Below are 12637 nucleotides of genomic sequence, written 5' to 3' on the forward strand. Positions count from 1 at the left end.
CGCCGAGCATCCGACGGCGAAATACGTCGCCATTGTGTGCAGCGCCAATGCCGCAACAGCGGTGCCGAGAAATGGCTTCAAAATTACCCTCTATGGTTGCATCTCACGTTAGAGCGCTCGTCTGGCTGTCGCAAGCGTCCAGGCGGCGGGCATGACATTTTTCGACAAGCGCGCTGGAGCCGATCAGTGCGGTCTCAGCATAGTACGAAATAGGAATTTTTTCTTGTAAGCCGATTGACGGTGTGAGGGCAGCAATGGTATATTTTATCCATGGTGCTGATTTGCGCCAAGGACCCGCCCTCGAGGCGGGTTTTGTTTTGGGCGATGGTCGGTTCGGATAGATGCCGCAACGATCGCCACGGAACGTGGCGCCTCTGAATGCCGCATCGTCGCCGCCTCGCGGGTCAGGGCTGGTCCTAGGGTCAGCGCCGCGTCGTTACGCTGCTTGCCCCGCCATAGGATGACGAAAGGTGGCATTGGCGCTTCCTTTGCCGACGATGGCTTAGCCGACTGACGAAAGGCCATCCATGACCGTCCGCATCATACCCGCCACGCTGCGCGATCTTTCCTACATCGCGGCCAATCTTCGTGCCGAGGATCGCGCCGAGATCGACTGCCAGCTTGACCATTGGTCGCCGGCGCTCCTGGCGCTGACGGCGTTGCAGGGTTTTGCCTATGTCGCCGAGCTCGACGGCAATCCCGAAGCGGGGTTCGGCGCAGCCGAGCAGCGGAGCGGGCTATGGATCGCCTGGAGCTGGGGCACGCGCCGCATGAAGCGCTGCGTGCCGGGGATCACGGAGTTCTTTCACACGGTGCTTGGGCCTCGGGTCGCGGCAGGGGGCGCCTGGCGGGTCGAGGCGCGGGCGCTGGCCGGCAATGAGCTTGCGCTGCGCTGGCTCGGACGGCTCGGTGCCGCGCAACGCTGCCTGTTGCCGGGCTACGGCCGCAACGGCGAAGATTTTTTCCTCTACGATTGGACAAGAGAAGGTTGGAACCATGTGTCTGTTTCAAAAACCACCGGAACTGAAGCCGCTGCCGGCGGCGCCGACGATCGCCGACAAGGATGTGCAGGCGCGTGAGGCCGCGCTGCGGGCCGAACTCGAGCAGAACAACGGCACCGCCGGCACGGTCAAGACCGACCTGTCGCCCACCGACCTGACTGGCCAGCGCCGCGTGCTGCTGGGGGTCTGACCATGACCGCGATGAAGCGCACGTTCCGCAAGCGCGTTTGGGACTGGTGGATATGGCGCCGGCACGCGCGGTCGCTGAAGCGGCGAGGCGGGCGTAATCCATTGCGCTGAGATCGTAAATACTCCATCGTTAGGTGATCGGGGGATCAATGATATCAAATGGTGGGCGTTCGTCAGTCAGGGGAATACTGGAGAGTTTTGTTCGTCGGTGCGCTGAGTACGTTTACGCGACGCAGATCTTGGGAACCGCCGCTCTGATACTTTATGCATTTGTTGTCGTGTTCGCGCAGTGTATGAGGTATCTCAGGGACGGCATCTGGGTATCACTGTCTGCGGGCAACTTGCTTCGCGTCGTAGGGGTGCCGCTTACCGACAGTTCGGCTTCTTGGTCAGGCCTCAAGACGTTGCTCGACCAACTGCCGGCATCAATTTCTTTTTTTTCTCTCGCTATTCTGTTGGCTGCGCTTAGAAGATCTGTTTCCAGACACAGCCGATAAAAACTCTTGTGACTTTCCGCATACGAGAAGACGAACTTGAAGAGACTGGACCTGAGTCGCCGCAAGTGGCTTTCGCTGCGTGCTGAAAACGAAGCGAGACGTCATGGGAAAAAAGGTGGTGGAAGAAGGTGGGCTGCCAAGTTCGATACACCTGGGATGCGGTCTGTCAGCCGGGTCCAAATTTGGGAGGGCGGCGATCCGGAATGGGCTATATGTCTAAGTAAGCCCATCATTCCTCCGTCGCTGCTTTGCTTCGATCGAAACCGGGCCGCAAGTTTCGCGTGGTTCGAAAGACTACGTCGATCGTCTCAAAATGCGATAGATAAAGGTGTCCCTTTCGTTGAACGATCGAGCCGCCCAGGCGCGCTTCCTCAGATATCGGGTTACTTTGATTTCTCCAAACTGAAGGAGATCTCGACTGCTGCGGCGGTTGTGCTTGCCGCCGAATATGAGCGCATCGGAAAGTTGCTGCATATCGTTCCGCCGACCGTTGAGCTGGACAAATGGCACGACGCCGTGTTTGCAAAACTATATCAGATCGGGTTCTTCGAAATTGTCGGCCTTACCCCTCCGTTGAAGAATCTTGTACTCGAAGAAGAAAAAAAGCAAACGATGCGTATCGTTAGCTCGAAAAATTCCGATGATTTGGAAACAATTGATAAGTCTTTACAGCAACTAGGAAAGTTTCTCAGTCCTGACCAGGCCTTGCCAGAAAAAATAATTATCGAGTTTCTTACAGGGCTCAGCGAGGCCATCAGTAACGTCACAAATCATGCATATGGAAATGGTATTCCCTTACCGTATGATCATATTGAGAGCCTTTGGGTGGCTGCCACTGCGGATCGCGATGCGAATTCCTTAACCGTCGTTGTGTACGATCAAGGGGCCACAATACCCGCAACCTATCCTCGTTTGGATCGTTTGAAGAAGGTCGTAAGGTTCTTGGCACTGGCGCTAAAGCCAGATAAGAAATTTGAGTACGAGGACGATGGTACCTACATACGGGCTGCCATGCGTTATGGCGGGTCAAGAACGGATGAGAAACATCGAGGCAAGGGTCTCCCTCAAATGTTCGAAACGCTCCAAAAAATTGGGCCTGGCATCCTGACGATTTATAGCAGAGGCGGATGGTGCCGACAAACGACGCACGGTAAACGTCTAAGCTCTGGATCCTTGTCGCACTCGATAGGTGGTACTCTGGTAGAGTGGTCAGTCCAACTTTCGGACATAAGATCATGACTCAAAATATGATCGACGTAGCTTCCGAATTCAGCCCGTATCCCTCCGGTCGAGTGCCGAACGATGGCACGTTTAATGGTGAGCGGTTTCGCAAAGAGGTGCTTGTGCCAGCATTGAGCGCTGCCATTGAGCAAGGCCCCAATCAAAGATTGGTTATAGACATCGACGGTGTAAGGTCGTTCGGCTCGTCGTTTTTGGAGGAGGCCTTTGGTGGCTTGATCCGGACTGGAGCGTTTACGCAAGCCGATCTGTTGCGACACCTCGAAATTCGCTGTCATAAGCCGCACCTGCAATTTTTTAAAGAAATGATAGAGTCCTACATCAAACAGGCTAGGCCCGTAATCCAACCTCACTGAGGGAAAATTCCCGGTGTTAGACAAGCTCGCATTCGCGTTTATTGGCGCGATGATAGGTTGGTTTTTGCAGCAATATCGGCTGATGCGGTCTGAAGAAATCGCTCTAGTCAATGAACATATAAAAGACATTGAGAAGTTGGGTGACTCGGCCCAATCTTACTGGTTGAAAGAGCCCAAGGATGCGTCAGACGAAATACTTGTTGCGGGGAAAGTGAAGGCGCATCACGCAGCTACGACGTTGCTTTATCCGTTGATATTGAAAGTCTGTGGTCGGAGAGCTGACGAATACAAGAGACTCTCTCGTAATGTCTATGAATCAGCAACTGGTGGCAATTTCGAGAGCGCAGATCGCAAAGCAGATCCTGCGCGAGCTATGGAATCCTTCGATCTTGCTGTGCAGATTGTACATCTGCTAAGGCTCACTCGAACCGATATTATGTCTCTGAGACGATTCATATGGTGGCTATGGGCATATTTGTTTAAGTGATTTTTTTCACTATAACCCTCAGAGCTTTAGGACCGTAAAGCACTTGCTCGGCCGGCCACCCCTGCGGTGAAGCGCGCCACTATCGGACTCTGACCGGCCAGCGCCGCGTGCTGCTGGGGGTCTGACCATGACCGCGATGAAGCGCACGTTCCGCAAGCGCGTGTGGGACTGGTGGATATGGCGCCGGCACGCGCGGTCGCTGAAGCGGCGAGGATAATCTCCCCCCAAGGGCGAGATGTCGCCGAAGGCGACAGAGGGCGTCGTCGCGCGTGGAGCGTTAACCTTGATCTGTCGCAAGAGGCCGCGCCCAGTCGTGCCGACCCCCTCTGGCCTGCCGGCGTTCGTCGTTCGGAGCGCCAAGCAATTGGCTTTCCATCCGCCGCGCGGACCACTCCTCACCCCCTCGAGGGGGGAGATAGGCAGCTTCGCCGTCCTCATAATTCCCATTCCCTTCCGTATCTTAGTGAGGCACTCCATGAGCGATTCCCGCGCCCGTGATATTCTTTTGCGCCAGTCCGAATTCGAAACCGAGCGCAGCCAGTACGAGGCCGTTTGGGAGGCCGTCTCCGAGTTCTGCGACCCCGACGCGCCCGACATCTGGAGCGGGCGGCGCGGCGGGCGCGCGGATTCGCAGGCCGAGCGGCAGGAGCGGCGGGGCAGCCGTGTCTACGCCAACACCATCAATTCGGCCGCCAACCGGCTGGCGGCGGGGCTGGAAAGCCTGATCATTCCTCAGTCGGAAAAATGGCATGGGCTGTCGACCGCCGCCATGAACGACGACGAGACCGACGAGGAGAAGGAGTGGGCGGAGGCGCTGCGCGATTTCCTGTTCTCGCTGCGCTACTCCGCCAATTCCAACTTCGTGCCGGCGACGCAGGCCTGCCTGCGCAATGTCGTGCGCTATGGCCCGGCCTATCTCTACGCCGAGGAGGGGTTCGACAACACGCTGATCCGCTATGCCTCGATCCCCGTGGCCGAGGGGTATCTGAGCCGCAACCGCTGGGGCCAGGTCGATACGTTCCACCGCCGCTACGAGCGCACGGCGCGGCAGGCGGCGCAGCTGCTGGGCTACGAAAAGCTGCCGGCGCGCATCAAGGTGCTGGTCGACGATCCCGCCAAGTGCGACGAGAAGATCTCGCTGATCCAGTGCATCCAGCCGCGCGAAGAGCGCAAGATGTATCGCCTGGGCGGCTCATACCAGTATCTCGACACGGCCTACGCCTCCTACCACGTCATCGAGGACGAGGAGGTGATCGTGCGCGAAAGCGGTTTCGGCACCTTTCCGGTGTCGTGCTTCAACTGGCGCCGCTACGAGGGCGACCCCTACGGCATCTCGCCGACCATCGAGGCGCTGACCACGGTGCGCGAGGAGAACGCCGTGCGCCGTTCGGGCCTGCGCGCGTTGCAGCAGATCACCGATCCGGCAACCGCCTCGAAAGCCAGGCTCGACTATGTGCCGGTGCTCAATCCCGGCGAGAACTATCCCGGCCTGATCGACGACAGCGGGCGGCCGCTGATCGCGCCGATCACCACCGGGCAGAACCCGACCTATGCCTTCAACTACGCGCAGAGCCGGGCCGAGGAAATTCGCGACATGATGTTCGTCAACCTGTTCCAGACGCTGGTCCAGAACCCGCAGATGACCGCGACGGAAGCGCTGATCCGGCAGGAGGAGAAGGGCGCGCTGCTCGGCCCCTCCGGCTCGATCATCCAGGCGGGCTTCGCCACCAATCTCGACCGCGAGCTCGGCATTCTCGAGGACAAGGGCCTCTATGACGAGGACAGCCGTTTCATGCCGCCTGAGAGCCTCGCCGGCAAGGCGGTGCGGCCGACCTTCACCGGCCCGCTCGACGTGCTGAGGCGTTCGGCCGAGGCGCGCGACACCATCCAGGTGGTGACGACGGCCATGCAGATGGCGCAGTTCGACCCCGGCATCATGGACAATATCGACGGCGACGAGGCGATCAAGATCGTGCAGAGCGCCGGCCGCAGCCCGCAGCGCATTTTTCGCCGCAAGCAAGAGGTGGACGGCATGCGCAGTGCCCGCGCGCAGGCGCAGCAGGCGCAGACCGGCATGGCGGCCATCGCCGCCGCCGGCAAGGTGGCCAAGGACGCCGTGCCGGCCGCGGTGCAGGCGCGCGACAGCGGGCTGCTCGATGGGTTGCAGGGACTGTTGCAAGGCGGCGGCGCGGGTGGACCGGCCGGGCAGGGCGCGCCGGCGACACAAAATGCGCCGGCCGGCTCCAGCGCGGCGGGCGGCGCATGAGCGGCAAACGCTTTGCCCACTCCGCGCAGGCCGGCAGCGCGGCTAAGGCACGGGATGCGCTGACAAAGGCGTATCTCAGGGTCTTTTCAGGCGAGGATGGCGAGATGGTTCTGGCCGATCTCGCGGCGGTGACCGGCTATTATCGGCGCCCATCCTATGGCGAGTGGATGGCCAGGACGAAAACGCCCGGCGGTTTCGAGCTGCACAGCGCCTTGAGCAATGCGCGCGCCGAGGTGGTGCAGCACATCATGGGATTTCTGACGTTGGACGAGGACCAACTGGTGGCGCTGGAGAAGGCGGCGAGGGCAGAGGGGTAGGCTAGGCGCCGCCTAGTGTCGCGAGTGCCGCCGTTTCGTCATCCTCGGGCTTGACCCGGGGATCCATGCCGTGGCCATCGCCGAAGATTGCCGCGCATCAGAATTCTGAACCGCTGCACCGCTCGAAAGTCACGGCATGGATCCCGTGGTCCGCGCGCGTCGCTTCGCTCCTGGCTTCGCCATGGGATGACGAAAGTCCGGTCAACGCTGGGCGCGTCCCCAAAATCCTCAGTCTGAAAATCCCGCAAAAACGCGGCGGCCAGCTGCGCGCGATCGGCACTGCCGTGATCGCCAGTGGCGCGCGCGCCTTGTTCAAAGCCATTCAAGCAGGAAGCCGCCAATGGTCCACGTCATCCCCCTTTCCGTTGGCCAGCGCCGGCTCGATACCGGCAATGCGCCGCAATATCCGCAGGGGTCGCCGATCGGCGGCGCCATGCAGGGCTTTGGCGATCAGCTTTCCGCCGTCGCCGAGCGCTACCAGCAGATGAAGGACCAGCAGGAAGCGTTCGACGCCGAGCTGAAGCGCCGCGCGTTCAACGGCCGGGTGGCGCGGGTGGAGGACGAGGTGGCGGCGAACGCCGCGCCCGATGGCGCCGGCCTGCATGACGCCATGTATTCCGCCCAGGTCGATCCGCGCAGCGGAAAAGTGGTGAAGCCCAGCCTGTTCGACATTTTGTTCGACGAGGCGCTGCCGAACATGCCCGAGAGCCAGCGCTCTGCTTTCGTCGACCAGAAGGGCGCGCTGTACGCGGCCGGCGCGCGGCGCATGGCGCAGCGGCAGCTTCAGCGCCGGCAGGACTACGAGCAGGCCCAGGTCGACACGGCGCTGCAGGCCAGCGCCATCGCCATCGCTCAGGGCGACCCGGACGACAGCACGGCATTCGAGGCACAGCGCCAGGACGGCCTCGACCTCATCGCCAAGATCGGTGCTGACGCGCAGACCAAGCTGCAAGTCATGACGGACTGGCTCGGCGCTACGGCAAAAGCGAGACTCCAGGCACTCATCGCCAAGGACCCGAAGCGTGCCGCCGAATTGCTGAGTGCCGAGCAGGCTGGGGCGTCAGCAGGTCATGCAGTTGGTGCCGCTGCGGCCGTTGGCAGCGCAAATGTTTTCGCAAAAGGCCCGACAAATATTCTCAAAGACGCAAGTGCGAACAACGCGAGCCAGCAGGCAAAGGGTGTCGCCAACGATCGCGATGCCAGCCCACTCGCGGTTCGAGGCGATGCTGTCGCGCCCGATGAAAAAGGTGCGCCGGTCAGTTCCTGGCTTGCCGATCTTTCACCTGATACCGCTAACGCTCTCCACATGCAGGCGCGTGTAGCGACGGCCGGGAAACTGATCAATGGGCGTGCCAACATCGACCTCGCCGTGCACAATGCCCCGGCGGCGATTGCCGATACGGGGAGTTATTCCGGCGCAATGCCCGGCCCGGCGGACTTTGCCGCCATCTATGGCGCGGAGGACGGCGGGAAGCGGTTCCAGGAGTTCAATCGCAAAATCGACATCGGTCAGCAGACCTTCAACATGCGTTTTTCTTCAAACCAGGGAATTCAGGCCGCGCTTCGGGATGCTGAGCCAGGCCCAGGAAGTTCGCAAGAGGATCAATCACGGTATCAAGTTGCGGCCACGACCGCTCTCCGGGTGCTGACTACGAGGCGAGCCGATCCGGCCGGCTATGTCCGTAAGGTTTTCCCCAGTGTGGATGCTGCTTGGAACAAGGTGATCGAGTCAGGCGGCTCCGACCCTAGTGCCTATGGAGAAGCCATAGCGACATCCGTTGCCGCGCAGAAACAACTGGGTATCGAAAATCTTCAACCCTTGCCGCAAGCTATTGCTCAAAACATCGCCGAAACCCTGAACAGCAAGGATGTGTCCCAGGGGGACAAGAATGTTCTGCTGCATCGGTTGCGCTCGGGAGTAACAGGTTCCGGCGTTCGAGCCGCCCTGTTCCAACAACTGAGCCAGGCTCGTGTCTCAATGCCTGCTCAAATCGATCCGATTACGACGGCTGCCATGGGGGAAACGGCTCGGGAGGCCGAGCAGGAGCTTGCCCCGGTGCCTCTTGGGCAAGAGGATTTCGACAAGCGGGCTAGGCCGTTTCTTCAAGACGAGGGAGCTCGGCAGAAAAGTAAAGAGGTCACGTTTGCGGCCGTTGTAAGTCGGGAAGGAGTGAGAGACAAACTTATATTTCCGCCGGGGATGAAACGTGATGTAAATGGGATCCTACAGTCTGCGGTCATCGACGAATCAAAGTTGGCATTCAACCCAAATGGGCCGGGGCAATGGGGAGCGTTCTTTGGAGACCCCATAGGAGCCGTTTATGGTAAAATAGCTTCCTCTCGCGCGGAGAGTACCAAAGGGTGGAACAATGAGGGCGATGCGAAAGCACGCGAACTGGCCGAAGCATTGAAAGATACAGACTTGACCCCAAACGATATCGCGGACCTCGCTTTTCGCTTCGGTTATCTGCAAATTGAACCTGTGCATACGAGAAAAAAATGAAACGCTTCGCCTCCTGGATTGCTGGATGTGTCGCTGCGCTTTTGATTGTTTTGATCATTATAGAGGTATTAAGCGCTTGTTTATTCGTAGTTTCCATGAAGGACTATCCAGGAGGGAATATAAAATTCCTTGGTGTCGAGTATGCTGTTTCAAAGGGCAATCACTTATTTGTTATCCCGAATATTGTGAGTTCGTCATCTGATTTTGAGGTAAATTGTGACGATGTGTCTAATAGAGACGGTTATTTAACTGGAAATTTGAATATTATCGTCTTTGTTCGTGTTGAAGGTTGTAAAATAGTTGAATTTAGCGGCTATTGACATGGCTTATTGAGATGTTATCGGTGTCTTGTGATGACGGTGGCAGTTCTAGTTGTTTTAGCCAGTGCCAGGTGAAAAGCCGAAGGCAATAAAGCACCTACCCGCAAAGACGTGGATCATGTACGTGATTTGTTTCTAGGAGGTTATGGCGCGACGTATAATATGCATCCACTCGATTCCATTGTTAATCGCAGTCTGGGATACCAAATATATTATCAAATAAAGCATCTACTTCACGAGGCTACAAGGTAACGATCGGAGATCGGTGGTGCTTCAAAAATTTCGGAAGAGCTTTTCCGTGGACGCTGATCGCACGCCTGGGTTGTCGATGGATACTGGCATTCTGAGCTTGAGCGAGCTGCTTTCCGCTTCGGCGGCGCTTCTTTCAACCTTGGGTTTTGCCCTATCGTGTGTGCCCAGGAACTGTCTGCTTGGAGTAGCAGAGTCACGTTAGGGTTCCCCGCATTCGCCGGACGAATTACCTGTGGCGGATCAGGCCGATTCGCCCGAGACCACAATGTAACGCTCACGCCCCAACAATTCGCCGAGATGTTCGTGGATAATAACTTCGCGGATTGATAGCTAGAATTTGCTCAAATCCACGGTGACGCGCACCGGGCTGGTTTTGACGCCTGGCGGCCAACATCTCTGGAGCGATTTCGCAAGCATCCGGGCGACTCCCGCCGCAACCTTTGAATGCGAGTCATAGGATACAACGGCAACCGACTCGACCTTGCCGGCTTTGTCCAAGGTCACCTCGAAAGTAGCTTTGACGGCATTGTCGACCGCCGCCCCCGGCAAGGCCAGGCAACCGCCGATTTTCAGTTCAAGTCGGTCGGCCTCATTGGCCAGTGCGCTATCGGCGCACAGGACCAGCAGCAGGATCATCAGCTCCGCATCGTCACCCCCAAAACCGGAGGAAACGATAGCGCGAATTGCGATAAGAGCAAAGCTGCAGTGCAACTACAGCGCGAAACAGACTTTCAAGGCCGGCGTCGTCCGACCCTCGGCGCTCTGCCTGGACCTTCTCCCCGTGGAACGGGGAGAAGGGGGCCAACGATCAATAATTGCCGTTGTAGTAACGGTCGTCGCAGGGCGCGGTGTAGATCTGGCCGTAGCGGTCCTGGTAGCGGCACATCTGCTGGCCGCGCGGCTGCGGCGTGGTCGAGCTGCCGACAACGGCGCCAAGAAGGGCGCCGGCGCCGGCGCCAATGAGCGTGCTCTGGGTGTTGCCACCGATGGCCTGGCCGACGAGAGCGCCGCCAGCGCCGCCAACCAGCGCGCCGGTGGTTGCACGCTGCTGGGATTCGGTCTGCGTCTCACAGCCTGCCAGCGCGACGGTCGCAACAGTCATCAGCACGGCCGCGATGGTCTTTTTCATAATCATCTTCGAGATCCTCTCCTGAAGCCCTGAGGTCCAGTGCGGGCGCATTGCGGCGGAACCTAGGCGCGATGCCATACGATACAAGACATGGTTTCCGTTGCAATATCAGACATGGTTTCCGCCATCTTGATGGTTGGATGGCAATGGAAGCGCCCTGGACATGGGTTGGACGCGCCCGGAAAGATCATCCGGAACAGGATGATGGCGCGTTGCGCTGACGAAACGATTCAAGCGTCGTCAGGACAGTTCTGCCCGCGGCGGGTGCAGCCGACAGACACACCACCCCCAAGAATCCACAAGAATGGAGATACAACATGGCCCGAGGTCTTCCCCGGACGCTTTCCCGTGCCGCCGCCAGAGACGGCGGCCTTGTTCCACCCAAGGCCGGGCTTTCGGTCCGCACCAGCGGGCAGGGCGGCGCCTACCGAAGCGTGTTTTCCTTCAACGCGATGCAGGTGCCCATCACCGATGCGCAGGCCTATGCCAGCCAGAAGATCTTCGATTTCGCCGAGGGCAAGATCCGCATCAAGGGTGGCACCGCCCGGCTTCAATTCGCGGTGCTGACGGCGCGGGCCTCGACGATCAACGACAACGCGGCGCTGACCTGGGGCATCGGCTCCGCGGCCGCCGCCAGTGCCGCGCTGTCTTCCAACATGGTCAATGTGCTGGCCTCCACGGCTCGCACGCTGGATGGCGCCGGCACCAATCTTTCGACGGCCTCGGCCGCCGATGTCGTCGCCACAGCCTTCACCCTGGACGGCACGACAACCCCGGCCGACCTGTTTCTCAACCTCGCCTTTGCGACGGGCACCGATATCGACGGCGACGGCACGCTGGCGGTGACCGGCACGATCACGCTGCTGTGGGAGCACTGGGGCGACAATGTCTAGGCGCTAATCTCCCCCTTTGAGGGGGAGATGTCGCCGAAGGCGACAGAGGGGGTCGGCACGACGGGGCGCGACCTTCTGAGTTGAAAGGAGGACGCCAGCGCTCGATGCGCGGCTACCCCCTCTGGCTTGCCGGCCATCTCCCCCCTCGAGGGGGGAGATATCAAGCCTTTTCGCCGGCACTCTTTTCGCGCTGTTCGTCGATTTTGGCAGCGACAAATTCTCTCTGAACCTCAACAAGGAACACATCACATGACAGATCTGGCAGACGCCGGGTCCGTGGCTGCGCAGCAGCCGGCGGGCAACCTTGCACGGCCACCGGCCAACGGGGACAACGGGTCCGCCCCGCCGGCCGGCCCTGGTTGGTTTGACGGTCTTTCCGAAGGCAACCGTAAAATCGCTGAAGCCAAGGGCTGGACCAAGCCTGAAAGCCTCGACCGGGTTTTCACATCCTATGCGGAACTGGAGCGGCAGCAGGGCGAGAGCCTGCGCGTTCCTGCGCCGGACGCGCCGAAGGAAGACTGGGACAGGTTCCATGCCCGGCTGCCGGAGACCATGCGTCCGGTGACATCGTCCGAGAAGGTCGAGTACCGGCGCCCGGAAGGGTTGCCCGAAACCTTCGCCTATTCGGACGAGCTCGCCAACGCCTCCAAGGCGTGGGCGGTCGAGGCCGGCGCCTCGCCGAAGATCGCCCAAGCCTATCACGACAAGTTCGTCGGCTACATGGCCCAGCAGGCCAAAGCGCAGCAGATCGCGCTCGCCCGCTCGGTGGAGACCACGCATGACGACCTTGTCAAGGATTGGGGACCCACCAACAGCGACGGCTTTCGCCAGCGCCTGGAGGTCGCCAACCGGGCGATGAAGAAGCTCGGTCTGGTCAATGCCTACAAGGCGAAGGGCATTCTCCTGCCCGACGGGGCCCTGACCGACCCGCAGATCGCCAAGGCGTTCCATGCCATTGGCGAAGCGATGTTCCGCGAAGACACGATCGACGGTGGGGTGCGTTCGAGCGGCGGCAATCCGTTCAAGCGCAACGCCGCCGGCGAACGCAACCTGACGGCGATTTCAGCCCTCGTCAAAAGCGACCCCGCACGAGCCCGGCGGCTGGCACGCGAGGCCGGCGAAAATCCGGCCCTGTGGATGCCCGACAACCCATTGTGATTTGGGCACCAGCCGCCAATTCAAACCTGA

The 12637-nt window shown here is 59.7% G+C and carries 13 protein-coding genes; 11 read left to right on the plus strand and 2 right to left on the minus strand.

All coding sequences use genetic code 11. The annotated features are described in order from the left end of the window. The first annotated feature begins 527 nt into the window (after window positions 1-527). From ACO07C_RS27535 to ACO07C_RS27575, 9 genes are all read left to right on the plus strand, one after another. Complete coding sequence (locus ACO07C_RS27535) at window positions 528-1079, plus strand: hypothetical protein (RefSeq protein WP_421917351.1); 552 nt, start codon at window positions 528-530, stop codon at window positions 1077-1079. Continuing rightward, window positions 1066-1191, plus strand: a complete 126-nt coding sequence (locus ACO07C_RS27540; RefSeq protein WP_421917352.1) for a hypothetical protein — start codon at window positions 1066-1068, stop codon at window positions 1189-1191. Before ACO07C_RS27535 ends, ACO07C_RS27540 begins: the two co-directional genes overlap by 14 nt. Window positions 1192-1723: 532 nt before the next feature. Next, window positions 1724-2926, plus strand: coding sequence for a hypothetical protein (locus ACO07C_RS27545; protein ID WP_421917353.1), 1203 nt, complete (start codon window positions 1724-1726; stop codon window positions 2924-2926). Continuing rightward, window positions 2923-3282: an STAS-like domain-containing protein gene (locus ACO07C_RS27550; protein WP_421917354.1), complete on the plus strand. Its 360-nt coding sequence runs from the start codon at window positions 2923-2925 to the stop codon at window positions 3280-3282. Before ACO07C_RS27545 ends, ACO07C_RS27550 begins: the two co-directional genes overlap by 4 nt. Before the next feature lie 13 nt (window positions 3283-3295). Further along, window positions 3296-3769 carry a hypothetical protein gene (locus ACO07C_RS27555; protein WP_421917356.1) on the plus strand — a complete coding sequence of 158 codons (474 nt, stop codon included), beginning with the start codon at window positions 3296-3298 and terminating at the stop codon, window positions 3767-3769. Window positions 3770-4244: 475 nt separating this feature from the next. After that, on the plus strand, window positions 4245-6035 hold the full coding sequence (locus ACO07C_RS27560) for a portal protein (RefSeq protein WP_421917358.1): 1791 nt from the start codon (window positions 4245-4247) through the stop codon (window positions 6033-6035). Continuing rightward, window positions 6032-6352, plus strand: coding sequence for a hypothetical protein (locus ACO07C_RS27565; protein ID WP_421917359.1), 321 nt, complete (start codon window positions 6032-6034; stop codon window positions 6350-6352). The genes ACO07C_RS27560 and ACO07C_RS27565 overlap by 4 nt, the downstream gene beginning before the upstream one ends. 340 nt (window positions 6353-6692) lie before the next feature. Then, complete coding sequence (locus ACO07C_RS27570) at window positions 6693-8855, plus strand: hypothetical protein (RefSeq protein WP_421917360.1); 2163 nt, start codon at window positions 6693-6695, stop codon at window positions 8853-8855. Then, window positions 8852-9175 carry a hypothetical protein gene (locus ACO07C_RS27575; protein WP_421917362.1) on the plus strand — a complete coding sequence of 108 codons (324 nt, stop codon included), beginning with the start codon at window positions 8852-8854 and terminating at the stop codon, window positions 9173-9175. The genes ACO07C_RS27570 and ACO07C_RS27575 overlap by 4 nt, the downstream gene beginning before the upstream one ends. Before the next feature lie 582 nt (window positions 9176-9757). Here ACO07C_RS27575 and ACO07C_RS27580 read toward each other — a convergent pair. Together ACO07C_RS27580 and ACO07C_RS27585 are read right to left on the minus strand one after the other, a co-directional pair. Further along, the gene (locus ACO07C_RS27580; protein WP_421917363.1) at window positions 9758-10063 is read right to left on the minus strand and encodes a hypothetical protein; all 306 of its coding nucleotides are present in this window, start codon (window positions 10061-10063) and stop codon (window positions 9758-9760) included. Window positions 10064-10235: 172 nt separating this feature from the next. Next, on the minus strand, window positions 10236-10562 hold the full coding sequence (locus tag ACO07C_RS27585) for a YMGG-like glycine zipper-containing protein (RefSeq protein ID WP_421917364.1): 327 nt from the start codon (window positions 10560-10562) through the stop codon (window positions 10236-10238). 311 nt (window positions 10563-10873) lie between these two features. Here ACO07C_RS27585 and ACO07C_RS27590 point away from each other — a divergent pair, with 311 nt between their 5' ends. Next, entirely contained in the window at window positions 10874-11449 is a 576-nt protein-coding gene (locus tag ACO07C_RS27590; RefSeq protein WP_421917365.1) for a hypothetical protein, read from the plus strand. Between the two features lie 249 nt (window positions 11450-11698). Continuing rightward, on the plus strand, window positions 11699-12607 hold the full coding sequence (locus tag ACO07C_RS27595) for a hypothetical protein (protein WP_421917367.1): 909 nt from the start codon (window positions 11699-11701) through the stop codon (window positions 12605-12607). Window positions 12608-12637: the final 30 nt, after the last annotated feature.

Source organism: Mesorhizobium sp., assembly GCF_965229135.1.
GTDB lineage: Bacteria > Pseudomonadota > Alphaproteobacteria > Rhizobiales > Rhizobiaceae > Mesorhizobium.